Here is a 26,324-nt window from a genome sequence, read left to right as displayed (position 1 = left end):
TCCGGCGCCAGCCGGGGGGGCCGCGGTCCTGACGCTGCCGTCGGTGCCGGCCCCCCTGATCTGCGCACCTGACACGATCTTCGATGCCGGGGCCGTGATGGCACGCATCGACAGCGACGACGCCGCATCGGCCGCGGATCTGCGCGACGCGACGATCCGCGCCCTGCGAGACGCCAATAATGCCGGCCGCGCCGCCATCGCGAGCGCCTTTGCCGAGGCGCCGTTCGATGCGCGCGCCCTGACCCGTGCCCAGACATGGCTGACCGACTGCCTCGTCATCACCGCGGTGCACATGGCCACGAACGAAATGCACAAGGCCCCGAACCCGACCACCAGCGAACGGATCGCGGTACTGGCCGTCGGCGGGTATGGCCGTGGCGAAATGGCCCCGTTCTCGGACGTGGACCTGATGTTCCTCACCCCCTACAAGATCACGCCCTGGGCCGAGAGCGTGATCGAATCCGTCCTGCACATCCTTTGGGGGCTGCGGCTCAAGGTCGGCTATTCGACCCGCACCATCAATGACTGCGTCCGGCTGGGCCGCGACGATTTCACTATTCGCACCGCGATGCTGGAACAACGGTTCGTGACCGGTGACGCGCCGCTGGCCGAGGAACTGGCCGCGACCCTGCAAAAGGACCTGTTTTCGGGCTCGGAGCGCGAGTTCATCGCCGCCAAGCTGGAAGAACGCGAAATCCGCCACCAGCGGCAGGGCGAACGCTACATGGTCGAGCCCAACGTGAAAGAGGGCAAGGGCGGGCTGCGCGACCTGCAATCGCTCTACTGGATCGCCAAATATATCCACGGCGTGCAGACCGCCGCCGAACTCGTGCCCCTGGGCGTGTTCCACGCCGATGAATACGAAAGCTTCGCGCAGGCCGAGAACTTTCTCTGGGCGGTGCGGTCGCATCTGCACCTGATCGCGGGACGGGCCAGCGAGAAACTGGCCTTCGACGTGCAGGTCGAGGTGGCCGCGCGGATGAAATACGAGGATCGCGCCGGGCGCCGGGCGGTCGAGATCTTCATGCAGGACTATTTCCGCCAGGCCACCGCCGTGGGCGACCTGACCCGCATCTTCCTGACCAAGCTGGAAGCCGATCACCTGAAGGCCGAGCCGCTGCTGGAGCGTATCTTTCGCCGCCGCCGCCGGGTCAGGCCCGGCTATGTGGTGATCCACAACCGGATCGCGATCAAGGATGACGCGGCATTCCTCACCGATCCGCTCAACCTGCTGCGGGTCTTTGACGAGGGGCTGCGCACCGGGATGCTGATCCACCCCGACGCCATGCGGCTGGTGCGTTCCAATCTGCACCTGATCGACGATACCATGCGCGCGGACCCCGAGGCCCGGCGTATCTTTCTCGGCCTGCTGCTGAAACACGGCAACCCCGAACGCGCCCTGCGCCGGATGAACGAACTGGGCGTGCTCGGCGCCTTCATCCCCGAGTTCGAACCGATCGTGGCGATGATGCAGTTCAACATGTATCACAGCTATACGGTGGACGAACACACGATCCAGACCATCGCCACGCTGGCTCAGATCGAGAAACGCGAACTGGTCGAGGAACTGCCGATCGCGTCGGGTATCCTGGAGGAGGGCGTCAACCGCAAGGTGCTGTATATCGCGCTGCTGCTGCATGACATCGGCAAGGGCCGGCCCGAGGATCATTCGATCCTGGGCGCGCAGATCGCCCGCAAGGTGGCCCCGCGGCTGGGCCTCGGCAAGGCCGATTGCGAAACGGTGGAATGGCTGGTGCGCTATCACCTGCTGATGTCGGACATGGCGCAGAAGCGCGATATCTCGGACCTGCGGACCGTGCGCGATTTTGCCAAGGCGGTGCGCGTGGTCAAGCGGCTCGACCTGCTCACCGTTCTCACCGTGTGCGACATTCGCGGCGTGGGTCCGGATACCTGGAACAACTGGAAGGCCACGCTGCTGCGCGGGCTGTATTCCCAGACCCGGACGGCACTGGAAAGCGGGCTGGAGGCGATCAACCGCGAAAACCGCGATGCCGAGGCCAAGAAGGCCCTGCGCAAGGCGCTGGAGGACTGGTCCAAGGCCGACCTCAAGCGCGAGATCGGCCGTCACTATTCGCCCTATTGGCAGGGGCTGCCGCTGGACGCGCAGAAAGAATTTGCCGAGATGCTGCGCGAACACACGGAACTGGACGACCCGTCGGCGATACAGGTGCGGCTGCACCCGGACGAGGATCGCGACGCCACCCGCGCCTGTTTCGTCATGGACGATCATCCCGGCATCTTTGCCCGTCTTGCCGGGGCGCTGGCGGCGGTCGGCGCCAACGTGGTCGATGCGCGGTCCTATACCACCCGCGACGGCTGCGTGACGGATGTGTTCTGGTTGCAGGACGGCAACGGCCATCCCTTCGAGGCCAGCCGCCTGCCCCGGCTGAAAACGATGATCCGCAAGATCCTCCAGGGCGAGGAGCCCGCCCGCGATGTCCTGAAATCCCGTGACAGGGTCAAGAAACGCGAAAAGGCGTTCCGGGTGCCCACCCATATCACCTTTGACAACGACGGATCGGAACGCCACACGATCATCGAGGTGGATACCCGCGACCGGCCCGGCCTGCTGCACGATCTCGCGCGGACGCTCACGGCCGAGCGGGTCAATATCGTGCGCGCGGTGATCGCCACCTACGGGGCGCAGGCGGTCGACAGTTTCTATGTCAAGGACATGGCCGGGATGAAATACCACCTGCCGTCGCGGCGCCAGGCGCTGGAACGGAAACTGCGCGCCGCGATTGCCGAAGGCGACAAGCGGGCGAAAGAATAGCGCCCCCGCCACGCCACGAGCGGCAATGGCGGCGCGGCAGGCCAGCCCGGGTGCCCCTGCATCCGGACAACAGGAGAACCCGCCCATGACCGACCGTCAGCCAGACGCCCCCGCAATTCCCGACGACGCGGCGCAGCGTCGGGCGGTTCCGCCGGTGATCTGCTACCCGTCCGGGAACCTGCCCCGCCCGGACCTGGCCGGCTATCGCGCGGCCGCGGAACGGGCGCAGAAGAGCGGCGAAATCCTGATACCTCCGCGTGAGGCCGGGTGTTTCGAAGTGCCGGCGGGGCATGTGTTCCGCATCACCTGCACCGGCGGCCCTCAGGTCGGCGACCTGAACCTGTGGAACCCGCATGACCTGATCGAGCGGTTCTATTCCGGCAAGACGCGGGCGCTGCATGGCAGCCATGTTTCCGAGGGCGACCGGCTGTGGAGCGGCTTTCCCCACCTGCGCCCGATGGCCACGATCCTGCGCGACACGCTGGGCTGGTATGGCATCGACGCCTTTGGCGGCGCAGTGCATGACGTGATCGGCACCCGCTGCGATCCCTATTCCGGCAACCTGCTGGCGGGCACGCAATACCACCATTGCTGCCATTCCAACCTGACCCGGGCGCTGGCCGGACATCTCGGCATCACACCAGCCGAGGCGGAACCTCATGTGCATGACGTGCTGAACGTGTTCATGTGCACCGGTTTCACCCGCGATACCGGGCAGTATTTCATGAAGGCCAGCCCGGTCCGGCCCGGCGATTATCTCGAGTTTTTCGCCGAGATCGATCTGCTGGGATGCCTGAGCGCCTGCCCGGGCGGCGATTGCGGGGCGGAACATTCATCGGATGCCGCCGCGTGTTTCCCGTTGCTGGTCGAGATTTTCGCGCCGTCACGGCCACCCGGCGGCTGGCAGATCCCGCCGCGAAACGGATACGACCGCAGTCACGGCGCCGGGTAGGGCTCCCGCCCCTTTCCGCCGCATCGCAGATGCGACGCAAAGCGTTGGGCCGGGCAGCGCGCGCGGGGCGCGCGCGCTGCCGTCGGTTCTCAGTCGCCGGTTGTCAGTCACCGGTAAAGGCGGCTTCCAGCGCGATCTCGACCATGTCGCCAAAGCTGCGTTCGCGCTGATCGCTGGGCAGTGCCGCGCCGGTCAGCAGGTGGTCGGACACCGTCAGCACGGCGAGCGCACGGCAATTGTGACGCACGGCCAGCGTGTAGAGCTCGGCGGCTTCCATTTCGACCCCGAGAATGCCGTGACGCACCATCTGTTCGTTCAGATCGGGGCGTTCGTCATAGAACACGTCCGAGGAATAGATGTTGCCCACATGGGTCGGCACCGTGCGCCGCCCAGCGGCGTCGGCGGCGGCGCGCAGCAGCCCCCAATCGGCGCAGGGCGCAAAGTTCAGGTCGCGGAATATGCCGCTCGACGGCGAGTTCACCGTTGTCGCGGTCATTGCCAGCACCACGTCGCGCAGGGCGACATGTTCCTGCATGCCGCCGCAGGACCCGATCCGGATCAGGGTGCGCGCACCATAGTCGCGGATCAGTTCATTGGCGTAGATCGACAGCGACGGCATCCCCATCCCGCTGCCCTGGATCGTCACCGGGTGCCCGTTCCAGGTGCCCGTGAACCCCAGCATGCCGCGCACCTCGTTGACCAGCCGCGCATCTTGCAGAAAGGTTTCGGCGGCCCATTTCGCGCGATAGGGATCGCCGGGCATCAGGACCGTTTCGGCAATGTCGCCCGGCGCGGCACCGATATGGATGGTCATTGCCGGCCCGCTCAGATCAGGAGATCGGCGAGATCCGCCCCGGCGTCGAGCGCATCGACGATCCATTGCGGCCGCCGCCCGCGCCCGGTCCAGGTGCGCGACGGATCATCGGGATGGCGATATTTCGGAGGAAGTTTCCGGGGTTTCCCTGCCGGTTTTGCATCGCCGAGCAACTGGTCCAGATCACACCCGTATTCGGCCGCCGTCTGTTTTATAGCCTTCAGCGCGTCTTTCCGATTGCGCAATTCGGCGGCGACCAAGGCCTTGTCTATGTCACCCTTGAGCTTTTCCGGTTCCGTCTTCGACATCTTTTGCAGGTCTATTGTCATGCTTCCTCCGGTAATTCCCAAAATGGCAGAAATGAACTCCTGCCTGTCGGGAAATTCGATACCGATAATTTCCGGCAATTCCAGCCCGAATTGGAAACTCTTCGTGATCCGGCGGAAATAATGCCTATTCGGCTGCAATTGCGCGGGGGTCCGCCAATTGCACGATATCCGCCATGATTGTATTCAACTCGAAATCCTTTGGCGTATAGACCTTGGCCACGCCCATCGAAATCAGCCGTTTCGCATCCTCGTCGGGGATGATTCCGCCGACGATGACCGGCACATCCGACAACCCCGCGGCGATCATCCGCGCCATCAAGTCCTCGACCAGCGGCACATGGCTGCCCGACAGGATCGACAGCCCGACCACATGCGCCCGGTCTTCGAGCGCGCGGGCCACCAGTTCCTCGGGGGTCAGGCGAATACCTTCATAGACGATGTCCATGCCGCAGTCGCGGGCGCGGAACGCGATCTGTTCGGCGCCGTTGGAATGGCCGTCCAGCCCGGGCTTGCCGACCAGGAATTTCAGCCGCCGGCCCAGACTGTCGCTGACCGCATCCACCGAGGCGCGCAGCTCTTCGAGACCCTCGGTCTTGTTCGAGACCGAACCGGACACGCCGGTCGGGCCGCGATAGGTGCCGAACACCTTGCGCATCTCTTCGGCCCATTCGCCGGTGGTGGCCCCGGCCCTGGCCGCCGCGATCGACGGCTCCACCACGTTGTCGCCATTTCTGGCCGCCGTGCGCAGGGCGGCGAGCGCCGCCTGAACCGCCGCCTCGTCCCGTTCCGAGCGCCATTCGTTCAACCGGTCGATCTGTTCCTGTTCCACCGCCGGGTCGACCACCATGATGCCGCCATCCTCGGTCTGCAGGGGCGACGGTTCGCCCTGCGTCCAGCGGTTCACCCCGACCACGACGGTTTCACCCGCCTCGATCCGGTTCAGCCGTTCGGCATTGGATTCGACCAGCCGCGATTTCATGTATTCGATCGACGCGACCGCCCCACCCATCGAGGCGAGGTTGGCCAGTTCGGCGCGCGCGCCCTCCTTCAGTTCCTCGACCTTGGCGTCGACGACCGGGCTGCCGTCGAAGAGGTCGCCATATTCAAGCAGGTCGGTTTCATAGGCCAGGATCTGCTGCATCCGCATCGACCATTGCTGGTCCCACGGGCGCGGCAGGCCCAGCGCCTCGTTCCAGGCCGGAAGCTGCACGGCACGGGCGCGGGCCCGTTTCGACAGCGTCACCGCCAGCATCTCGATGAGGATGCGATAGACGTTGTTTTCCGGCTGCTGTTCGGTCAGGCCCAGCGAATTCACCTGGACCCCGTAGCGGAAGCGCCGGAATTTCGCGTCTTCAACGCCATAGCGCTGTTCGCAAATTTCGTCCCAGAGATCGACGAAGGCGCGCATCTTGCACATCTCGGTGACGAAACGGATGCCCGCGTTCACAAAAAACGAGATCCGCCCCACCAGCGCCGGGAAATCCGCCGGATCGACGCGCGGACGCAGTTCATCGAGCACCGCCTGCGCGGTCGCGAGCGCAAAGGCCAGTTCCTGTTCCGGTGTCGCGCCGGCCTCTTGTAGGTGATAGGAACACACGTTCATCGGGTTCCATTTCGGCACGTTGACATAACAGTATTCCGCCACGTCCGCGATCATCTTCAGGCTCGGCTTCGGCGGGCAGACATAGGTCCCACGCGACAGGTATTCCTTGATCAGGTCGTTCTGGACCGTGCCCTGCAGTTTCGAGACATCCGCACCCTGTTCCTCGGCCACCGCGATATAGAGCGCCAGCAGCCAGGGCGCCGTGGCGTTGATGGTCATCGAGGTGTTCATCCGCTCCAGCGGGATCTGGTCGAACAGCATCCGCATGTCGCCGAGATGGCAGATCGGCACCCCCACCTTGCCGACCTCGCCACGGGCAAGAACGTGGTCGCTGTCATACCCGGTCTGGGTCGGCAGGTCGAACGCGACCGACAGCCCGGTCTGGCCCTTTTCCAGGTTGCCGCGATAGAGCGCGTTCGATGCCTGGGCGGTGGAATGGCCGGCATAGGTGCGGATCAGCCAGGGACGATCGGCCTGGCGCGCATCGTTTCCGTTCGGGCTGTTTTTCTGCATCTGCGTCATCTCGGGCCTCGCGATTCGCCTTGCGCAACATAATTTCAACAGGACCGTCTAGATCGCAATTTTCCGTGGCTGTCAATTCTCTGCATTGCGGCATCGGAGCATCGCTGCGATTGTGATGCCCCGTCTTTGGTGGCAGGGTACGGCCATGACCCGAACCGTGGAATTGCCGCTCTGGCTGCTGGTCCTGATCCTGCTGTTCGCGGCGGTGACCTTTGCGTCGCATTTCCTGTTTCCATCGGTGCGATGGTTCTTTCGCCGCCGGCTGGAACGCGCCGTCGCGCGTGTGAATGAACGGTTGGAACGCCCGATCCAGCCGTTCAAGCTTGCGCGGCGCTACGACACCATCCAGCGGCTGATCTATGACCCGCAGGTGATGAAGGCGATCACCGACCATGCAAGAGAAGAAGGCGTGCCGGAAAACGTCGCCTTCGAATCCGCGCGCCGCTATGCCCGCGAGATCGTGCCGTCCTTTTCCGCATCGCTGTATTTCGGCTTTGCGATCCGGCTGGCGCGTTTTCTCGGCAATGCGCTCTATCGCGTCCGGCTGGGTCACCTGGACGAGAACGCGCTGCGCGCCATCGACCCCGATGCCACCGTGGTGTTCGTGATCAATCACCGCAGCAACATGGATTATGTGCTGGTGACCTACCTGGCCGCGAACCGGTCGGCCCTGTCCTACGCGGTGGGCGAATGGGCGCGGGTCTGGCCGCTCAGCCGGCTGATCCGGTCGATGGGCGCCTATTTCATCCGCCGGAAATCGCGCAGCGAACTCTATCGCAAGGTGCTGGCCGCCTATGTGCGGCTGGCCAACGAAGGCGGCGTGACCCAGGCCATGTTTCCCGAGGGCGGATTGAGCCTGACCGGCAAGCTGATGCCGCTGAAGCTGGGGCTGCTGAAATACATACTCGACGATTTCGACCCCGAGGGGCGCGATGTGGTGTTCGTTCCGGTGGCGCTCAACTACGACCGGGTGCTCGAGGACGAGATCCTGACCCAGGCCGCGCGCGAGGGCAATCGCCGGTTTCGCGCCGGGATCGGCATTGTCGCGCGCAGCGCGCTGTCGCTGCTGGGGCTCTGGGTGATGCGCCGCTATCACCGGCATGGCTATGCCGGTGTGAATTTCGGCAGGCCGCTGTCGCTGCGGGCGTTTTCCGGCGACCGTTCGGGCGATCTGACCGTGCCGATGGCCCGCGAACTGCATCGGCGCCTGTCCGGCATCATCCCGATCACGCCGGTGCCGGCGCTGGCCTGGCTGCTGCAGGCAAGGGGCGCCATGTCCCGCGATGCGATCAGGGCCGAGATGCCGGCGCTGCTGACCGGGCTTAGTTCCGCCGACACTCCGCCGCCCCCGTTCCGGATCGAAACCGCGATCGAACTGGGCCTGAAACGGATGCAAGAGCGCGGCCTGATCATCGAACGCGACGGCCGGCTCGAACCGGCCGCGGACAAGGCCCATCTGCTGGAATTCTACGCCAACTCCATCCGGCACCTGATGCCATCCGCGCCCGGGCCGGATATGGGCGCGGGAAAAAATGCTGCGCAAGCAAAACAGATTTCTGCAACCGCAAGGTCATAAAGTTTCAAAACTTGCATTCTGTCTATTGCATTGTTGCGCGTCTGTTTCTATTCCGAATTCAGGACCGCGATTCTGCATCGCGGCAAGACCTTTAGAAAGGAGGCCATCATGGCTCTGGACACCGAGGGAGGCATCGCCCCTTACGAGGCGCCCGAGAAAGACCTCTATGAGATGGGCGAACTGCCCCCGCTGGGCTATGTGCCGAAACAGATGTACGCATGGGCGATCCGCCGCGAACGTCACGGCGAGCCGGACACCGCGATGCTGCAGGAGGTCGTGGATGTCCCGAAGCTGGACAGCCATGACGTGCTGGTTCTGGTGATGGCCGCCGGCGTGAACTACAACGGTGTCTGGGCGGCGCTCGGCACGCCGATCAGCCCGTTCGACGGTCATGGCCAGCCCTATCACATCGCCGGGTCCGACGCGGCCGGCATCGTCTGGGCGGTCGGTGACAAGGTCAAGCGCTGGAAGGTCGGCGACGAGGTTGTCGTTCACTGCAACCAGGACGATGGCGACGACGAGGAATGCAACGGCGGCGACCCGATGTATTCAACCAGCCAGCGCATCTGGGGCTACGAGACGCCCGACGGATCGTTTTCGCAGTTCACCCGCGTGCAGGCGCAGCAGCTGATGCCGCGCCCCCGGCACCTGACCTGGGAAGAAAGCGCCTGCTACACGCTGACGCTGGCCACGGCCTATCGGATGCTGTTCGGCCACGAACCGCATGACCTGAAACCCGGCCAGAACGTGCTGGTCTGGGGCGCTTCGGGCGGGCTGGGGTCCTATGCGATCCAGTTGATCAACACCGCCGGGGCGAACGCGATCGGCGTGATCTCGGACGAAAGCAAGCGGGATTTCGTGATGGGGCTCGGCGCCAAGGGCGTCATCAACCGCCGCGATTTCAGCTGCTGGGGGCAGCTGCCCAAGGTGAACACGCCGGAATATGCCGAGTGGTTCAAGGAAGCCCGCAAGTTCGGCAAGGCGATCTGGGACATCACCGGCAAGGGCGTCAATGTCGACATGGTGTTCGAACATCCGGGCGAAGCGACCTTCCCGGTTTCGACCTTCGTCGTGAAGAAGGGCGGCATGGTGGTGATCTGCGCGGGCACCACCGGTTACAACCTCACGCTCGACGTGCGTTACATGTGGATGCACCAGAAGCGCCTCCAGGGCAGCCATTTTGCCCATCTCAAGCAGGCAAGCGCCGCCAACAAGCTGATGCTCGAACGCCGGCTCGACCCCTGCATGTCCGAGGTGTTTTCCTGGGCGGACCTGCCACAGGCGCACATGAAGATGCTGCGGAACGAACACAAGCCCGGCAACATGGCCGTGCTGGTGCAGTCGCCCCGCACCGGCCTGCGGACCATCGAAGAGGTGCTCGACACCGGCCGTTAACCTCCGCGTCAGATTTTGCACCGATCCTGACCCCGGCGAATCGCATAGGCGACCCGCCGGGGTCAGTGCTTTTGGGGCCGGTCATTAGGTTTCAGGGGCTTGGAAGCGCGCCTATCGCCATAATTGGGGAGTGGAAAGCGGCGAATTTCCTAACAAAACGGCTCGTGCTATAGTTGTGTTAATCTTTCATTAACCACTGAGGGGAGACTCTGGCGATGAACAACGAATGGATACTGGACGTTCTCGCGGATCTCAAAGCCTTTGCTTCGGCAAACGGTCTCGGGACGCTGGCCGAGCAGCTGGATGACACCACGCTGATCGCCGCTGCAGAGATCACGTCCCAAAGGGAAGAGGCACAATCGCGGGTCAATGCCGGCGGATATCAGCTTGGATCAGATACTGGAGGTCTTGGACGCCACCAGCGCGCTTGAGGAACTTCAGGATGTCATCGAGGCGCTGCGCGGCGCGTTCGGTGTGGACCACATGGTCTATCACTGGGTCGACAGCGTCGGTGAACAATACGGGTGCGGCACCTATTCGGACGAATGGGTCGAACGCTATACCGCACAGAACTATCTGCGCATCGACCCGGTCATTCTGGGCTGTTTCCAGCGGTTCCACCCGGTGGACTGGAAACGGCTCGACTGGTCGGGAAAGGCCGCCAGGACCTTTCTGGCGGATGCGCAGGAACACGGGGTCGGGAACCAGGGATTCTCGATCCCGATCCGGGGCCCCAACGGCCAGTTCGCGCTGTTTTCCTGCAGCCACAATTGCGACGATCAGACCTGGTCCCGATTCACCGCGACGCGCAGCCGCGACCTGATCCTGATTGCCCATTACTTCAACCGGAAGGCGCTCGAATTCGAACCGAACCGGCAGCCGGAACAGTCCCGCGCGCTGTCCCCGCGCGAAGTCGACGCGATGACGCTGCTGGCGATGGGATACAGCCGCGCACAGGTTGCCGACACGCTGTCGATCTCGGAACACACGCTGCGCGTCTATATCGAAAGCGCCCGGTTCAAGCTGGGCGCGCTGAACACCACCCACGCCGTTGCCCGCGCCATGAGCCGCGGCCTGATCGTGGTCTAGCGCCCGGGCCGTGAATGGGCCGTTAACCGGCCGGAAACCCCTTCGTGCGCCGCGCTGACGCGGTGTTAACCACTATCTGCCTAGGGTCTTGCAGCTACGGATCGAAGGGGATCATGAAATGCTGCGCTATATCTACGGCCGCGACCTGCACAAGTTTCCGAAACTCGCCCGCACCATGTTCGAGGACCGGGCCGACCAGTTCCGCACCCGGCTCGGGTGGGATGTCTTTGTCGATGACCAAGGACAGGAACGGGACCGGTACGACCGGCTCGACCCGCTCTATGTGATCTGGGAAAACGCCGATGGCGGTCATGGCGGGTCGATGCGGTTTCTGCCCACCACCGGCCCGGTGATGGTGAACGACGTGTTTGGCCACCTGACCGGCGGCAACCCGGTTTCCAGCCCGATGATCTGGGAATGCACCAGGTTCTGCCTGTCGCGCAACGCCGGGTCCAACGTGGCAGCCGCGCTGATGCTGGCGGGGGGCGAAATCATGGAAGGTTTCGGCATCCGCCATTTCGTCGGCGTCTTTGACGCCCGCATGGTGCGCATCTATCGCGCGATCGGATCCTCCCCCGAGGTGCTGGGCTCGGAAGGCGAGGGCCGCGACCGGATCAGCGTCGGCCTGTGGGCGTTTTCGGATGAGGCCAAGGCCCGCATCGCCAGCCGCGCCGGGATCTCGCCCGACATGTCGCGGATGTGGTTCGATCACGCCTTTGGCCCGGCGCGCGAGATGGAACTGGCGCTGACCGCCTGAGGCGCAGTTTCCGGGCATCCGGCTATGGGCAAGCGGGTGGTGCGGCGCTAGGGTCGCGCCATGACCGCCTCGCCCATCACCTATTCCGAAGACCAGGCCGCCGCCCATGACGGCATCGCCGAGATCCTGCGCGGCGCCGGTATCGATATCGACGATGGCGGGCTGGTCCCGCCGGCCAGGGCCGGCGCCGGCGTGGTCGCGGTGATCGGCAAGGCAGGGTCCGGCAAGACATTGCTTCTGGCCGATCTCTGCCGCGCCCTGCAAGACGCCGGGGCCGAACTGGTTTCCGGCGACTATGAAAGCCGCCGCGCAAAGGAACGGCGGACGCTGGCGGTTCTCGCCCCGACGAACAAGGCGGCCAGCGTGCTGCGCATGCGCGGGGTGCCGGCGACCACGATCCACCGCATCCTCTATACGCCGGTCTATGACCCGGAATACGAACGCATCGCGGAATGGCTGGCCGGCAATGGCGACCGCCCCGAGATCGACGGGCTGACCGATGCCGCGCTGGATCGCGCCGCCGCCTTTTATGCGACCAACAAATCGATCCCCGGCGCGCTTGCCGCCGCCGGCCTGCGCGGCTCGGATTTCATCACCGGCTGGAAACGGCGCGACGATCCGCTGGATATCGGGTTCGTGGACGAGGCCTCGATGCTCGACGACCGCCAGTTCGAGGATCTCAAGGAGATCTTTCCGACGCTGGTGCTGTTCGGCGATCCCGCGCAGCTCGCGCCGGTGCAACAATCCGGCGGCATGGTGTTCGATGCCCTGCCCGCCCCGCGCAAGCTGGAACTGCGCCGCGTCCACCGCCAGACCGCCGACAACCCGATCCTCGATCTCGCCCATGCGCTGGGCGATCCGGCGCTGGAGTTTCACGATTTCGAGCGGATGATCGAGGACAAGGCCCGCCATGACGACCGCGTGGTCTGGGGTCAGCGGGTCGAGGTCGACCTTATGGCGCGCTCGCCGGTGCTGGTCTGGCGCAACGCGACGCGCATCCGGCTGATCAACGCCTTCCGCAGGGTCCATGACGCGCCCGACACCGGCCTGTTGCCCGGCGAACCGCTGATCTGCGACGGCATCGAACTGCCGGTGAAACATCGTCGCAAGCGGCTCGATCTCGAAGCGCGGGGGCTGATCAAGGGGGCCCAGGTGATCTATCGCGGCCCCGGACGCGCCGCCGGGTTTTCCCGCCTGCATGTGATCGGCGCGGAGGAACCGCAGGTTTCGGTGGCGTCGATCGTCAAGATCGAACGTCCCGACGAGGACGAACCGCTGATCCCCTTTGCCGCGAATATGGGCGCCACCTTCCTGCACGGGGCCGCGGTCACCATTCACAAGGCGCAGGGGTCGCAATGGGACACGGTGCAGGTTTTCGCGCCGGATCTCTATGTCGCCGCCCGCATGGGCCGCAGCGAGGCGGGGCAGCCCCTGTGGAAACGGCTGGCCTATGTCGCGATCACCCGCGCCCAGGACCGGCTGATCTGGGTGGTGCGCAACCGGCTGGCGAAACCCACCGAGGCCCTGAACATCGACGATCTGCGCATAACAGCGCCCGCAACCTTCAAATTGGAGACGACCGAGCCATGAAAACGATCCTGATCACCGGTGCCAGCTCCGGCATCGGCCGCACCACCGCCGAGCTGTTTCTCGATGAGGGTTGGACCGTCGGGCTGCTGGCCCGTCGCGGTGCGCTGCTCGAGGAGATGGCCGGCGGGCGCCCCAACGCGGTGCCGCTGGAGGCCGATGTCACCGACCCGCAGGCGATCGAGGCCACCTTTGCCACCTTCATCGACCGGGCCGGGCGGCTGGACGTCCTGTTCAACAATGCGGGGATCTTTACCCCTTCGGCGCCGATCGACGAAATCGCGCTCGACGATTGGCACCGGGTGGTGGCGGTGAACCTCACCGGCATGTTCCTGTGCGCGCGGGCGGCGTTCGCAGCGATGCGGCGGCAGGCGCCGCAGGGCGGGCGGATCATCAACAACGGCTCGATCTCGGCCCATGTGCCGCGGCCGGGGTCGGTGCCCTACACCACGACCAAACATGCGATCACGGGGCTGACGCGGTCGCTGTCGCTGGACGGGCGACCGTTTGATATCGCCTGCGGACAGATCGACATCGGCAATGCGGAAACGCCGATGGTGGCGGCGCTGAACGACAAGCTGCTGGCCGACGATCCGCAGGCCGAGCCGCAGCAGGTGATGAGCGTTGACGACGCGGCGCGCTCGATCCTGCACATGGCCGCGCTGCCGCCCGAGGCAAATGTGCAGTTCATGACCGTGATGGCCACCAAGATGCCCTATATCGGGCGTGGCTGAGCCCGGTCCGCCATGAATCTCCCGCGCGGGCACCGGTTCGGCATCGAACGGCGCATCGCGGAGGATGCCGCGCCGCATGGGCTGATCGTGATGGGGGCGCTGCATCCCGGCCGGGCGCAGGCAAAAGGGCCCGATAGCGGCACGTTGGTCCTGCTCGGCGCCGGGCCCGGGTTCTGGCCCGTTTATGCCGCCTCGCAAGAGGCAGCCGACGGCGCGCCCGATCCGGTCGACCGCTGGTCCGTCCGCGTGATCGGCGCCCTGGCGCGGGACCACGCGGCGCGGGCGCTGTTCCCGTTCGGCGGGCCACCCTACCAGCCGTTCATCGACTGGGCGCTGAAATCGGGACGCGCCTTTCCCAGCCCGGTGGGAATGCTGGTGCATGACACCGTGGGGCTGATGATTTCCTATCGCGGCGCGCTGCATTTCGAGACCGAATGGCCGATCGGGGCCGCCGCCGCCCCCTCACCCTGCGAAACCTGCGCGGACCGGCCCTGCACGACCGGCTGCCCGGTCGGCGCGCTGTCCGGTCACGCGCCATACGATCTTGCCCTGTGCCACGATTTTCTGGACACTGGTGCGGGACAGGACTGTCTCACCCATGGTTGCGCGGCACGCCGGGCCTGCCCGGTCAGCGCCGGGGCCGGGCGCGGGCAGGCCCAGTCGGCCCATCACATGAAGGCGTTCCACGACCCATGGCACGAACCCTGATCCTGACCCGCCACGCGAAATCCAGCTGGGACGACCCGATGCTGCCCGATCACGACCGCCCGCTGAACGGGCGCGGGCAGCGCAGCGCCCGGGCCATCGGGACCTGGATGCGCGACCGGGGCTGGCTGCCGGACCAGGCGATCTCGTCGACCTCGCGGCGGACGCGGGAAACCTTTGCCGGGCTGGCGCTGGATCTCGACGCCAGCTTTACCGGCGATCTCTACCATGCCAGCGCGGGCGAGATGTTCGAAACGCTGCGCGGCGCCGGCGGCGAAAGGGTGCTGATGCTGGGGCACAACCCCGGCATAGGCTGGTTCGCGGAACGCCTGCTGGCGGTGCCGCCCGATCATCCCCGGTTTGCCGACTATCCCACCTGCGCGACGCTGGTGGCCCGGTTCCCCATTCAGGACTGGGCCGATCTGGCCTGGGGCACCGGCAAGGCGCTGGATTTCGTGATCCCGCGCGATTTGCCCGCCGCCTGAGCCCCGCTGCCCCGAGCGAACGGAAAACGCGCCGCCCGAACCGGGCGGCGCGTTCGTTGTCATGCCGGTTGACGGCCAGAGGCTGCGTCAGTGCCCGAGGTCAGTGCCCGAGATCAGTGCCCGAGGATCTGGCTGAGGAACAGCTTGGTCCGTTCGTTCTGCGGATTGTTGAAGAACTCCTCGGGCTCGTTCTGTTCGACGATCTGCCCGGCATCCATGAAGATAACCCGGTTGGCCACCTGCCGCGCGAACCCCATTTCATGGGTCACGCAGAGCATGGTCATGCCCTCCTCGGCCAGTTCGATCATGGTGTCGAGCACCTCCTTGATCATCTCCGGGTCGAGCGCCGATGTCGGTTCGTCGAACAGCATGATCCGCGGTTTCATGCACAGGCTGCGCGCGATTGCCACGCGCTGCTGCTGCCCGCCGGACAATTGGCCGGGGTATTTGTCGGCCTGTTCGGGGATCTTCACCTTTTCCAGGAAATGCATCGCCGTTTCCTCGGCCTCCTTGCGGGGCGTCTTGCGCACCCAGATCGGCGCCAGCGTGCAGTTTTCCAGGATGGTCAGATGCGGGAACAGGTTGAAATGCTGGAAACACATCCCGACCTCGGACCGGATCTTGTCGATGTTCTTGAGATCCGACGACAGTTCGGTGCCGTCGACGATGATCTTGCCCTTCTGGTGTTCCTCCAGCCGGTTGATGCAGCGGATCAGCGTCGATTTGCCCGACCCCGACGGGCCGGCGATGACGATGCGTTCGCCTTCATAGACCGTCAGGTTGATGTCGCGCAGGACGTGGAACGCCCCGTACCACTTGTTCATGCCGGTGATCTCGATGGCGACCTGGTCCGAGACATGCATCTTGGAACGGTCGATATTACGGTCGATTGCCAGTTCAGACATGGTGTCGGTTCCTTACCTGTGGCCGGTCTGAAGCTTGCGCTCCAGATACATGGAATAGCGGGACATGGAGAAGCAGAGGATGAAGAACACCGCCGCGATGAACCCGTAGAGTTCCCACACGATGCCGTTCCACGCCGAATCCGCGCGAATGTTGTTGGACAGGCCCAGCGGGTCCATCAGCCCGATGATCGAGACCAGCGTGGTATCCTTGAACACCCCGATGAAGGTCGAAACGATGCCGGGGATCGAGATCTTCAGCGCCTGCGGCATGATGATCAGACGCTGCGCCTGCCAGTAGTTCAGGCCCAGGCTGTCCGCGCCTTCATACTGGCCCTTGGGCAATGCCGCCAGGCCGCCGCGGATCACCTCGGCCATATAGGCCGACGCGAACAGCGTCACCATGATCAGCACCCGCAGGATGATATCGAAATCCGTGCCCGGCGGCATGAAGATGTTCAGCAGCAGCGAGGCCACGAACAGCAGCGTGATCAGCGGCACGCCGCGGACGAATTCGATGAACCCGACCGACAGGTATTTGACGATCAGCAGGTCCGACTGCCGCCCCAGCGCCAGCACGATGCCCAGCGGCAGCGAACAGGCGATGGCCACGACCCCGATGGTGATCGACAGCATGAAGCCGCCGAATTTCCGGCTTTCCACCGGTTCCAGCCCGATCGGCAGGATACCCGACAGCATCTCTGCCGCCGCGCCGGCCAGGAACAGCCACCAGATCGCCGCGGCCAGCACGCCGAGGATCAGCCCCAGCAGCGTGCTCATGGCGTTGTTGACGGCGGCAAAGACCGCGTAGCCGATGACGAAGCCCAGGAGCGCCATGACCGGCCCCCAAATCGGGCCGCCCCACAGCAGCCAGGGAAACAGGAACGGATAGAGCGCACTGAACCATAGCAGTTTCGCCGGCATCTTGTCGGCGAACAGCACCGGTGCCAGCGCGACCCCCAGCAGGAGGAAGGCCGCGATCGGGCGCCAGTAAAGCTCGGCCGGGTAGAAACCGAAGATCAGTTGCAGCCAGCGGTCATGGATCACGCCCCAGCAGGCGCCCGAGAAATGGCCCTCGCGGCCGGCCTCGGCCAGGATATCGCGGCAATCGGCCAGCGATGTGCCCGACCATGTCGGCGACAGCACCCAGGGGATGATGCCCGCCAGCACATAATAGATCAGCGCCAGCGACAGGATGGTCAGGATCGCGTTGAGCCAGGTCGAGAACAGGTTGTGACGGATCCACCCCAGGACGCCGATCTCGGAGGCCGGAGGTTCCCGTTCGGGAAGCATTTCGGTGCGGGAATAGGCGATGTCGGACATCTCAGCGCTCCTTCAGCTTCACGGATTCGTTGTACCAGTTCATCACCGCCGAGATGGTCAGCGAGATGGCGAGATAGACCAGCATCAGCAGCAGAACGCATTCCAGTTCGCGCCCGGTCTGGTTCATGGTGATCCCGCCCAGCGTGCCGGTGATGTCCATGTAGCCCACGGCGATCGCCAGCGACGAGTTCTTGGTCAGGTTCAGGTAGTTCGAGATCAGCGGCGGGATGATCACCCGCAGCGCCTGCGGCAGGATCACCAGGCTCATCACCCGGCGCGGGCGCAGGCCCAGCGCGGATGCGGCTTCGGTCTGCCCCCTGGAGATGGCCATGATGCCGCCGCGCACGATCTCGGCGATGAAGGCCGCGGTATAGAGCGACAGGGCCAGCCACAGCGCGATCAGCGAATTGCGCAGATGGGTGCCACCGCTGAAGTTGAAGCCCTTCAGCGCGGGCATGCCGAAATGAAAGCCCAGCGCGATCAGCAGGATCGCCAGCGGCACCGCCACCACGCCGAGACGCAGATACCAGGTCGTCGGCCGTGTCCCGGTCTGTTCCTGGATGCCGTCCGCCCGGTGCTTGATCCGCCGCGAGACCCACAGCCCCGCCCCCAGCACGATCAGGATCGCGATCAGGTCGAGGCTGACATCGAAGCGCAGGCTGGAATTGCCGAACAGGTGCAGGTCGCCCAGGCTGCGCGAAAACAGCACCTCGGGGATATAGACCCCGCGATTGGTGACCGCCACGCTGTCGCCCAGCATCATGCTGGCGGTGGCGTCATCGCCCCGGAAGGCACGCGGCGATGGCAGGGTTTCGATCAGGATCGCCATGATGAACACGATCCACAGCAGCACCGGCACGTTGCGGAACATCTCGACATAGACGGTCATCAGCCGGGCCACCAGCCAGTTCGGCGACAGCCGCAGAACCCCGATGACCACGCCCAGGACGGTTGCGGTCACGCAGCCCAGAAAGGCCACCACCAGCGTGTTGAGAAGCCCCACGAAAGATGCGCGCAGATGCGTATCGCGGGAATTGTAATCCAGCAGGCGCTGGTTGATGTCATAGCTTGCCGGTTCGCTGAAAAACCCGAAATCGATCGGTTTGCCCAGCGCGGCGAGGTTCTGGATCGTGTTGTTGAGCAGCCATGCCGCAAGCAGCATGAAGCAGAACAGCGCGACGACCTGGATGGTGCCGGACCGATACCGCGTATCGTAGAGCAGCATCGACAGGCGAAAGCCTTCCTTCGGCGGGTCGCTCAGTGTTGTCATTGTCAGACGTCCCTGTTTGGTCCCGGTCCCGTCTGCCGGCAGGGTTTCTTCCCCGCTCCCCGATGGCCGGGTTTATCGTTGATGGAAAAAGGGCGCAGGATGACCTGCGCCCTTTCCCTTGGTATCTTACCGGAACGGCGGGGCGTACATCAGCCCACCGTCGGTCCATTGCGCGTTCAGGCCGCGCGCCAGGCCGATCGGGGTTTCCTCGCCGATATTCTTGGCAAAGATCTCGCCATAGTTGCCGCCGACGGAAATTGCCCGCTTGGCCCAGGCCGCGTCCAGGCCCAGCATTTCGCCCAGCGTGCCTTCGGTGCCCAGCATCCGGTTGATTTCCGGTTTGTCGCCGGCTGCCGCCGACATTTCCTCGACATTGGCCGAGGTGATGCCCAGTTCTTCGGCCGCGATCAGCGTGTTGAGGGTCCAGCGCACCACGTCGCCCCATTCGTCGTCGCCATGACGCACCAGCGGGCCGAGCGGCTCCTTGGAGATGATCTCGGGCAGGATCACATGATCGCCGGCATTCTCGAAGGACGCGCGGGTCGCCGCCAGGCCGGAGGCGTCCGTGGTATAGACGTCGCAGGCACCGGCCAGGTATTGCTGCTGGGCCTCGGCATTGGTTTCGATCGGCACCGGCTCATAGCTGATGTTGTTGATGCGGAAGAAATCCGCGAGGTTCAGCTCGGTGGTGGTGCCGGTCTGGATGCAGACGGTCGCGCCGTCCAGTTCCTTGGCCGAGGACACGCCCAGTTCCTTGGGCACCATGAAGCCCTGGCCGTCATAATAGTTGATGCCGACGAAGGTGAATTTCAGGTCCACGTCGCGCGAAAACGTCCAGGTGGTGTTCCGGGCCAGCATGTCGATTTCGCCGGATGCCAGCGCGGTAAAGCGCGTCTTGCCGGTCGTGGGCACGAATTCGACGGCGGTGGCGTCGCTCAGCACCGCGGCGGCCACGGCGCGGCAGACCGCCACGTCAAAGCCCTGCCAGTCGCCATTGGCATCGGTGAACGCGAACCCGGGCACGCCGGTTGCGACACCACAGTTCAGCTTGCCGCGCGCCTTCACATCGTCGAGCGTACCCGCCGCAGCCGCGCCGGCTGCCAGGCCCGCCACGGTGAGCGCGCCGAAAATTACCGATTTTTTCATTTGTACCTCTTCCTGATCTTCCGCCCCGTCGTGCGGTTTATGCATCGGCCATTGCAAGCCGTATTGCTGTTCTGGAGGAACTCCCCCTCCGGTAGCGCGAGTTTGGGCGGAATTGCCGATGAAGGTCAAGGGTCGGTTCCGGATTTTGCCCCGCAACCGCCACAGAGGGTAAACGACACCGAATTTGTCGCGATACGCGGGGGTTGGACCCCTCAGCACATGTCCCAGAATCGCTTGGCATGAAGGAATGCGGCGCGTTTCACCTCGGACGCGTCATGCGCCTCGTCGTCGCGACCCCATTGGTCTTCCTGCCACGATTCATCGAGCCGTGAGAGCCGCCAGATGGCGTCGGCATCGCGCCAACCCTGCGCCGCCGCGAAGCCCAGCACCAGCGATCCCGACAGGCTGACGAGATCGTGAAAGGCGGTCAGGCGGAAATCGTCCAGCGCATGCACCTGTGCGGCCAGCCGCGCCAGCCCGTCCGGGTTCTGCGCCGCGTGGACCACGCCGGCGCGGATGTGCAGCCGGACCCCCAGCGCGGTTTCCGCCCAGTCCAGCGCCGGGTCCCAGTCCTCGGCCTGGCGCGCCGCCAGTTCGGCCGGGCTGGCCGCGCGGTAACACAGCAGGTCGGCATCGCCATAGGCGGCCAGCATGTCGGCCACCTCGGCATGTTGCGGATGCACCTTGTCCAGCGCCGAATTGGCCGAGCGTGTCACCGGCATCGACAGCGGGTCGATATTCTCGTGCTGCGCGTCCCATTCCGCGGCCACCGCCTCGGCCATCGGGCGCGTCGGCAGCACCAGCGCGGTCTTGCCCGGCGTGCGGATGCCGCGCCCGTCCAGATGCACGGCAAAGCCGTCATCCGCCTCGGCGACCGTGGTTGCGGTCCAGAACCGCCTGGCCTTCCATTCGCTCATTGCCGTGCCGCCCAGATGTCGTCCAGCGCCCGCGGCAGCGCCTCGAAATCCTCGATCACCCGGTCCGCCGCCGCCAGCGCCGGGGCCGGGTGATAGCCCCAGTCGACACCGATCGCCGCGACCCGCGCCGCGCGGGCCATGTCGATGTCGAAACTCGTGTCCCCGATCATCACCGTGTCCCCGGGCCCGACCCCGGCCTCGGCCATCGCCGTCTCGATCATCGACGGGTGCGGTTTCGACGGGTGGTGATCCGCCACCTGGGTGGTGGCAAACACCCCGTCCAGCCCATGCGCCCCGATCAGCGCCGCCAGCCCGCGGGCGGATTTTCCGGTGGCGATGCCCAGGATGTTCTCGGGCACCCCGGCCAGCCGGTCCAGCACGGCGCGCGCGCCGGGAAACAGCGGCGGCAGATCGCCCCGCTCGCGCCCGGACCTGAAACTGTCGCGATAGGCGTCGGCCAGCCGCGCGTGGCAGGCCGGGTCCCGCCCGGGCGCCAGCCGCGCCATCGCCACCTCGAGCGAAAGGCCGACGATCCCCAACAGTTCCGCGCGCGGCGGCAACGGCATGTCCAGCGCCGCGAAGGCGGCCTTCATCGCCGCGACGATGCTGTTCTGGCTGTCCACCAGCGTGCCGTCCACGTCGAAGATGATCAGGCGAAGCGGCGCGCTCATGCCTCGTCCTCGAACGGGTCGTCGGGCACATCCGCCGGTTTCCACTGGAACAGGTCCCAGGTGCGGGCCATGTGCTCGGGCAGCGGCGCGGTCAGGTGCAGCATCGCCCCGGTCACCGGGTGTTTCAGCCGCAGCGACCGTGCGTGCAGGTGCAGCTTGCGGCTGACATCGCCGCCCAGCTGCGCGCCCCAGCCATCGCCCATGTTGTCCTGCCCCGACCCGCCATATTTGCCGTCGCCCACGATCGGGTGGCCCAGCTCGGCCATATGCGCGCGCAGCTGGTGGGTCCGCCCGGTGACCGGGATCAGCGCCATCCACGCCGCCCGCCGCGCCGCCGCCTCGAGCACCGCGTATTCGGTGACCGCGCGTTTCGCGCCGGGCGTGCCGTCGATGTCGCGCGGATGGATGCAGTGCATCCGTTCGCCTTCGCCGCCGCGCCCGTGGCCGGGCGCCTTGACCAGCCCGGTGCGGATCTCGCCCATTTTGGGATGCGGCACGCCCGCGACCGCCGCCCAGTAGATCTTGCGCGCGGCCCGGTGCCGGAAGGAGGCGGTCAGACCGGCCGCGACCGCACGGCTGCGCGCCAGCAGCAGCACGCCTGAGGTATCCTTGTCGAGCCGGTGCACGAGGCGGGGCTTTTCGTCCAGCCCGAACCGCAGCGCATCTGCCAGCCCGTCCACATGCCGGCGCTGGCCGCTGCCGCCCTGCACCGGCAGGCCCGGCGGCTTGTTCAGCGCCAGGATGTGATCGTCCCGGTAGATCACGCAGGACCGGATCATCTCGGCATCGGAGCGGGAAACCCCGGTCCGCGCCGGTTCGGGGCGCTCGCCGGGCTCGGGCAGCGGGGGCAGGCGGACGCTCTGGCCCTCCTCCAGCCGGGCGCTGGCCTTCACGCGCCCGCCATCGACGCGCAGTTCACCCTTGCGGCACATCTTTTCGATCCGGCCCTGCCCGACATGTGGAAACCGCCGCCGCAGCCAGCGGTCCACCCGCTGGCCGGCCTCGTCGGCGGTGACGGTGACGGTCTGCACGCCGCTCACGCGAACACCCCGCGCGCCGCCCAGAGGCCCAGCAGCAGCCCGCCCACCGACAACAGCACCGACAACAGCACATAGAGCGCCGCCTGCCCGTGCGCGCCGCGCTCGATCAGCGTTACCGTTTCCAGCGAGAAGGCCGAGAAGGTGGTGAACCCGCCCAGGAACCCGGTCATGACCAGCGGGCTGTACTGGGTCAGCCCGCGCTGCGCGGCGAGAACCACGAACACGCCCATCAGGAACGACCCGATCACGTTCACGGTGATGATCGCGACGGGAAAATCATGGTGGCCGAACCGGCGCAGCACCGCCAGCCCGGTCAGATAGCGCAGCGCCGCGCCGGCCGCGCCGCCAACCGCCACATGAAACACCGTTGAAACCATGGCGGGTCTGTCGCGCGGGACGCTGGCAAAGTCAAGCGGGGCAGACCCGGTGTTCAGGCCAGCCGTTCAGACCCCACGTTTCCCGCGCAGCCGGGCAAAGTAGTCCAGCCGCTTCTTCAGGTCGCGTTCGAACCCGCGCTCGACCGGACTGTAGAGCACCGGGCGTTTCACCCCCTCGGGAAAATAGTTCTGCCCCGAAAACCCGTCCTCGGCGTCGTGGTCATAATCATAGCCGGCGCCATAGCCCTGATCCTTCATCAGGCCGGTCGGCGCGTTCAGGATATGTTTCGGCGGCATTTCCGACCCGGTTTTCCGCGCCAGTTTCGCCGCCGCCTTGAACGCGACATAGCCCGCGTTCGATTTCGGGGCGAGCGCGAGATAGATCACCGCCTGCCCCAGCGCCAGTTCGCCCTCGGGACTGCCGAGCCGTTCATAGCTTTCCCAGGCCTGCAGGCAGATCGCCTGCGCCTGCGGGTCGGCCAGCCCGATATCCTCGACCGCCATGCGCGTGATCCGCCGCGCCAGGTATCGCGGGTCCTCGCCCCCGGCCAGCATCCGCGCCAGCCAGTAGAGCGCCGCGTCCGGGTCCGACCCGCGCACCGATTTGTGCAGCGCCGAGATCAGGTTGTAATGCTCGTCGCCGCCCTTGTCGTATTTCGCCGCCCGCCGCATCAGCCGCGTGGTCAGCGCCCCGGTATCCAGTTTTACATCCGTTTTCCACGCCGCCACCTGTTCGACCAGGTTCAACAGCGCCCGCCCGTCGCCATCGGCCATCTCGATCAGCGCGTCGCGCGCGGCACCGGTCAGCGGCAGCGCCGCGCCCAGTTCCTTTTCCGCCCGCTGCGCCAGCCGTTCGAGATCGGCGGGCGACAGGCGCTCCAGCACCAGCACCTGTGCGCGGCTGAGCAGCGCCGCGTTCAGTTCAAAGGACGGGTTCTCGGTGGTGGCGCCCACCAGCAGGATGGTGCCGTCTTCCATATGGGGCAGGAACCCGTCCTGCTGGGCCTTGTTGAACCGGTGGATCTCGTCGACGAAAAGCAGCGTGCCCTGCCCGTTGCCGCGCCGCATCCGCGCGGCCTCGAACACCTTGCGCAGTTCCGGCACGCCGGTGAAGATCGCGCTGATCTGCACGAAATGCAGGTCGCTTTCATCGGCCAGAAGCCGCGCGATGGTGGTCTTGCCCACCCCCGGCGGCCCCCACAGGATCAGCGAGGACAGGCTGCCCGCCTCCAGCATCGCGCCCAGCGGCCCGTCGGACCCCAGCACCTGGTCCTGCCCGATCACCTCGGCCAGCCGGGCCGGGCGCAGCCGGTCCGCCAGCGGTCGCGGCGTGGTGGCGGGTGCCGGATCGCCGGGGCTGTCGAACAGGTCCGCCATCGGCGTCAGAGCCGGAAGCGCAGGCTGACGCGCTTGCCCCGGCGGTCGAGCTCGATCAGCAGCCGCCGGCCCGGTCGCGTCAGCAGATCACGCACGTCATCGCTGGTGATGACGAGGGTGCCGTTGATCGCCAGCACCACGTCGCCGTCCCGCAGGCCGGCCCGCCCGCCTGCCGGACCGGTATCGGTGACGACGACACCCGAGGTCGACAGTGGCAGGCCCAGCCGCGCGATCACCGCCGGGTTGGCCTGCGCCACGGCAATGCCGGGCAGCACGGTATCGTCGCCCAGCGTGATCTCGCGCGCGGGGGGATCGTCGGGGGCAGAGATCATCGCCACGGTGATGTCATCCTCGTCGCCACCGCGCAGGCGGGTGACCTGCGCCTGCTTGCCGATCCCGGCCACGGTCATGCGAAAGATCATCTCGGCCGGCGTGTTCACCGGCTGGCCATCGACGCGGGTGATCACGTCGCCCACCGCGAAACCGGCATCGGCAAAGGGGCTGGAAGGGTGCAGGTCGGAAATCACCATGCCTTCGGGCACCACCTGGCCGAAACCCTCGGCCAACCCGGCATCGACCGGCTGCCCCGTCATGCCCGCCCAGGGACGTTCGAACCGGTCGCGCCCGTCGCGGGCCTGTTCGACGAACTCGGCCACCAGGTTCGCCGGAATGGCGAACCCGATGCCGTTCGACCCGCCCGAGCGCGACAGGATCGAGGTGTTGATGCCGATCAGGTCGCCGTTCACGTCGATCAGCGCGCCGCCGGAATTGCCCGGATTGATCGGCGCGTCGGTCTGGATGAAATAGCCGCGCGCCTGCCCGGTGGCCAGGCCGGTGCGCGCCAGCCCCGAAACGATCCCCGAACTGACCGTCTGGCCGACACCGAACGGGTTGCCGATGGCCAGCGCCAGTTCGCCCACCTCGACATGATCGGAATCGCGCAGGGTCAGGAACGGCAGGTCCTCGGCCTCGTCCAGCTGCAGGATCGCCAGGTCGGCCTCTTCGTCGCCCAGCACCACCCGGGCGGCATATTCGCGGCGGTCGGTCGTGACCACGCGGATGTCGGTGGCCATGCCCACCACATGGTAGTTCGACACCACGATCCCGTCCGCCGACAGGATCACCCCCGACCCGAGCGAATTCTGCACCCGCGACCGGGGCGTGCCGAAACCGCGAAAGAACTCGCTGAAGAACGGATCGTCCATGAACGGGTTGCGGCGGGTTTCGACGACGCGGCGGGCATAGATGTTGACCACCGCCGGCGCGGCCTGCTTGACCACGGGCGCGAATCCCAGCGCGATCTCGGCGCGGTTTCCGGGCACCTGCGTTTCGGCCCCCAGCGGCAGGGCGAGGCAGAGAAGGGCGGCAAGAAAGGCGGCGCGGATCATCGGACCTCCGGAACTGTTCCGTCCGTGGATATGAGCCGCGCGCCGCGCGATTGCAAGCGCGGCCCGGAAATGAAAACCCCCGCCCGGATGGGCGGGGGTGATGACATCGGCGCGCGGGCCGGGGTCCTATTCGTCGTCGGCGTCCTCGGCGGCGACGCGGGCCTTGTCGGCGGCGCCCTTCGCATCGACATCGCGGTCGACGAACTCGATGATCGCCATCGGCGCCATGTCGCCATAGCGGAAACCCGCCTTGAGGATGCGCACATAGCCGCCCTTGCGGTCGGCATAGCGCGGGCCGAGAACCTCGAAGAGCTTGGCCACGTCCTTGTCTTCCTTCAGCCGCGCCGCGGCCTGGCGGCGGGCGTGCAGGTCGCCGCGCTTGGCCAGCGTGATCAGCTTTTCGACGACCGGGCGCAGTTCCTTGGCCTTGGGCAGGGTGGTCTTGATCTGCTCATGTTCGATGAGCGAGCCGGCCATGTTCGCAAACAGCGCCTTGCGGTGCTCATGGGTGCGGTTCAGGCGGCGGTATCCTCGTGCGTGACGCATGGTTTCAATCCTTCTTCATCATTTT

At 65.9% G+C, this 26,324-nt stretch carries 25 protein-coding genes; 11 read left to right on the top strand and 14 right to left on the bottom strand.

The window, feature by feature from the left end; all coding sequences use genetic code 11:
* Positions 1-97 precede the first annotated feature (97 nt).
* Positions 98-2,794, top strand: coding sequence for a [protein-PII] uridylyltransferase (locus tag C6Y53_RS10690; protein ID WP_244614805.1), 2,697 nt, complete (start codon positions 98-100; stop codon positions 2,792-2,794).
* A gap of 85 nt (positions 2,795-2,879) precedes the next feature.
* Entirely contained in the window at positions 2,880-3,746 is an 867-nt protein-coding gene (locus tag C6Y53_RS10685; RefSeq protein ID WP_106472425.1) for an urea carboxylase-associated family protein, read from the top strand.
* Positions 3,747-3,849: 103 nt separating this feature from the next.
* On the opposite strand, the gene deoD is transcribed toward C6Y53_RS10685, so the two are convergent.
* Genes deoD through C6Y53_RS10670 form a run of 3 tightly spaced genes read right to left on the bottom strand, consistent with a single transcriptional unit; the run spans position 3,850 to position 7,014 of the window.
* Positions 3,850-4,560 carry a purine-nucleoside phosphorylase gene (gene deoD / locus C6Y53_RS10680; RefSeq protein WP_106472424.1) on the bottom strand — a complete coding sequence of 237 codons (711 nt, stop codon included), beginning with the start codon at positions 4,558-4,560 and terminating at the stop codon, positions 3,850-3,852.
* An 11-nt stretch (positions 4,561-4,571) separates the two neighbouring features.
* Complete coding sequence (locus C6Y53_RS10675; protein WP_244614804.1) at positions 4,572-5,027, bottom strand: H-NS histone family protein; 456 nt, start codon at positions 5,025-5,027, stop codon at positions 4,572-4,574.
* The gene (locus C6Y53_RS10670) at positions 5,014-7,014 is read right to left on the bottom strand and encodes a protein meaA (protein WP_106472422.1); all 2,001 of its coding nucleotides are present in this window, start codon (positions 7,012-7,014) and stop codon (positions 5,014-5,016) included. The genes C6Y53_RS10675 and C6Y53_RS10670 overlap by 14 nt, the downstream gene beginning before the upstream one ends.
* Positions 7,015-7,159: 145 nt before the next feature.
* On the opposite strand from C6Y53_RS10670, the gene C6Y53_RS10665 reads away from it, so the two are divergent.
* The 9 genes from C6Y53_RS10665 (at position 7,160) to C6Y53_RS10625 (ending at position 15,342) form a co-directional block, all read left to right on the top strand.
* The gene (locus tag C6Y53_RS10665) at positions 7,160-8,590 is read left to right on the top strand and encodes a 1-acyl-sn-glycerol-3-phosphate acyltransferase (protein WP_106472421.1); all 1,431 of its coding nucleotides are present in this window, start codon (positions 7,160-7,162) and stop codon (positions 8,588-8,590) included.
* Between the two features lie 108 nt (positions 8,591-8,698).
* Positions 8,699-9,985, top strand: coding sequence for a crotonyl-CoA carboxylase/reductase (gene ccrA, locus C6Y53_RS10660; RefSeq protein WP_106474046.1), 1,287 nt, complete (start codon positions 8,699-8,701; stop codon positions 9,983-9,985).
* Positions 9,986-10,200: 215 nt separating this feature from the next.
* Positions 10,201-10,416 (top strand): hypothetical protein, encoded by a 216-nt coding sequence (locus tag C6Y53_RS10655; protein ID WP_106472420.1) that lies wholly within the window; start codon positions 10,201-10,203, stop codon positions 10,414-10,416.
* On the top strand, positions 10,355-11,074 hold the full coding sequence (locus C6Y53_RS10650) for a helix-turn-helix transcriptional regulator (protein ID WP_106472419.1): 720 nt from the start codon (positions 10,355-10,357) through the stop codon (positions 11,072-11,074). The genes C6Y53_RS10655 and C6Y53_RS10650 overlap by 62 nt, the downstream gene beginning before the upstream one ends.
* A 118-nt stretch (positions 11,075-11,192) precedes the next feature.
* Entirely contained in the window at positions 11,193-11,831 is a 639-nt protein-coding gene (locus tag C6Y53_RS10645) for an acyl-homoserine-lactone synthase (protein WP_106472418.1), read from the top strand.
* A 60-nt stretch (positions 11,832-11,891) separates the two neighbouring features.
* Entirely contained in the window at positions 11,892-13,421 is a 1,530-nt protein-coding gene (locus C6Y53_RS10640) for an ATP-dependent DNA helicase (protein ID WP_106472417.1), read from the top strand.
* Positions 13,418-14,152 (top strand): SDR family oxidoreductase, encoded by a 735-nt coding sequence (locus tag C6Y53_RS10635; RefSeq protein ID WP_106472416.1) that lies wholly within the window; start codon positions 13,418-13,420, stop codon positions 14,150-14,152. Before C6Y53_RS10640 ends, C6Y53_RS10635 begins: the two co-directional genes overlap by 4 nt.
* Positions 14,153-14,164: 12 nt before the next feature.
* A complete protein-coding gene (locus C6Y53_RS10630) occupies positions 14,165-14,860 on the top strand; it encodes a ferredoxin (RefSeq protein ID WP_106472415.1) in 696 nt (231 codons plus the stop codon).
* Positions 14,845-15,342, top strand: coding sequence for a SixA phosphatase family protein (locus tag C6Y53_RS10625; RefSeq protein WP_106472414.1), 498 nt, complete (start codon positions 14,845-14,847; stop codon positions 15,340-15,342). Before C6Y53_RS10630 ends, C6Y53_RS10625 begins: the two co-directional genes overlap by 16 nt.
* Positions 15,343-15,455: 113 nt before the next feature.
* On the opposite strand, the gene C6Y53_RS10620 is transcribed toward C6Y53_RS10625, so the two are convergent.
* The 11 genes from C6Y53_RS10620 to rplQ all read right to left on the bottom strand — a co-directional run bounded on the left by C6Y53_RS10620 (position 15,456) and on the right by rplQ (position 26,299).
* The gene (locus tag C6Y53_RS10620; RefSeq protein ID WP_106472413.1) at positions 15,456-16,247 is read right to left on the bottom strand and encodes an amino acid ABC transporter ATP-binding protein; all 792 of its coding nucleotides are present in this window, start codon (positions 16,245-16,247) and stop codon (positions 15,456-15,458) included.
* A 12-nt stretch (positions 16,248-16,259) separates the two neighbouring features.
* The gene (locus C6Y53_RS10615) at positions 16,260-17,567 is read right to left on the bottom strand and encodes an amino acid ABC transporter permease (RefSeq protein ID WP_106472412.1); all 1,308 of its coding nucleotides are present in this window, start codon (positions 17,565-17,567) and stop codon (positions 16,260-16,262) included.
* Between the two features lies 1 nt (position 17,568).
* Positions 17,569-18,837: an amino acid ABC transporter permease gene (locus C6Y53_RS10610; protein ID WP_106472411.1), complete on the bottom strand. Its 1,269-nt coding sequence runs from the start codon at positions 18,835-18,837 to the stop codon at positions 17,569-17,571.
* Between the two features lie 126 nt (positions 18,838-18,963).
* Positions 18,964-19,983, bottom strand: a complete 1,020-nt coding sequence (locus C6Y53_RS10605) for an amino acid ABC transporter substrate-binding protein (RefSeq protein WP_106472410.1) — start codon at positions 19,981-19,983, stop codon at positions 18,964-18,966.
* Between the two features lie 212 nt (positions 19,984-20,195).
* Positions 20,196-20,900 carry an ATP12 family chaperone protein gene (locus C6Y53_RS10600; protein WP_106472409.1) on the bottom strand — a complete coding sequence of 235 codons (705 nt, stop codon included), beginning with the start codon at positions 20,898-20,900 and terminating at the stop codon, positions 20,196-20,198.
* The gene (locus C6Y53_RS10595) at positions 20,897-21,571 is read right to left on the bottom strand and encodes an HAD-IA family hydrolase (protein ID WP_106472408.1); all 675 of its coding nucleotides are present in this window, start codon (positions 21,569-21,571) and stop codon (positions 20,897-20,899) included. Before C6Y53_RS10595 ends, C6Y53_RS10600 begins: the two co-directional genes overlap by 4 nt.
* Positions 21,568-22,611 carry an RluA family pseudouridine synthase gene (locus C6Y53_RS10590; RefSeq protein WP_106472407.1) on the bottom strand — a complete coding sequence of 348 codons (1,044 nt, stop codon included), beginning with the start codon at positions 22,609-22,611 and terminating at the stop codon, positions 21,568-21,570. The genes C6Y53_RS10595 and C6Y53_RS10590 overlap by 4 nt, the downstream gene beginning before the upstream one ends.
* Complete coding sequence (gene crcB / locus C6Y53_RS10585; protein ID WP_106472406.1) at positions 22,608-22,988, bottom strand: fluoride efflux transporter CrcB; 381 nt, start codon at positions 22,986-22,988, stop codon at positions 22,608-22,610. Before crcB ends, C6Y53_RS10590 begins: the two co-directional genes overlap by 4 nt.
* A gap of 66 nt (positions 22,989-23,054) precedes the next feature.
* Positions 23,055-24,365, bottom strand: coding sequence for a replication-associated recombination protein A (locus C6Y53_RS10580; RefSeq protein WP_106472405.1), 1,311 nt, complete (start codon positions 24,363-24,365; stop codon positions 23,055-23,057).
* A gap of 5 nt (positions 24,366-24,370) precedes the next feature.
* The gene (locus C6Y53_RS10575; protein ID WP_106472404.1) at positions 24,371-25,753 is read right to left on the bottom strand and encodes a trypsin-like peptidase domain-containing protein; all 1,383 of its coding nucleotides are present in this window, start codon (positions 25,751-25,753) and stop codon (positions 24,371-24,373) included.
* Between the two features lie 126 nt (positions 25,754-25,879).
* Positions 25,880-26,299, bottom strand: a complete 420-nt coding sequence (gene rplQ / locus C6Y53_RS10570) for a 50S ribosomal protein L17 (protein WP_106472403.1) — start codon at positions 26,297-26,299, stop codon at positions 25,880-25,882.
* Positions 26,300-26,324: the final 25 nt, after the last annotated feature.

This window comes from Pukyongiella litopenaei (assembly GCF_003008555.2).
Classification (GTDB): domain Bacteria; phylum Pseudomonadota; class Alphaproteobacteria; order Rhodobacterales; family Rhodobacteraceae; genus Pukyongiella; species Pukyongiella litopenaei.
Note: the sequence above shows the minus strand (reverse complement) of the source record. Positions and strands in the feature narration are given on the sequence as shown.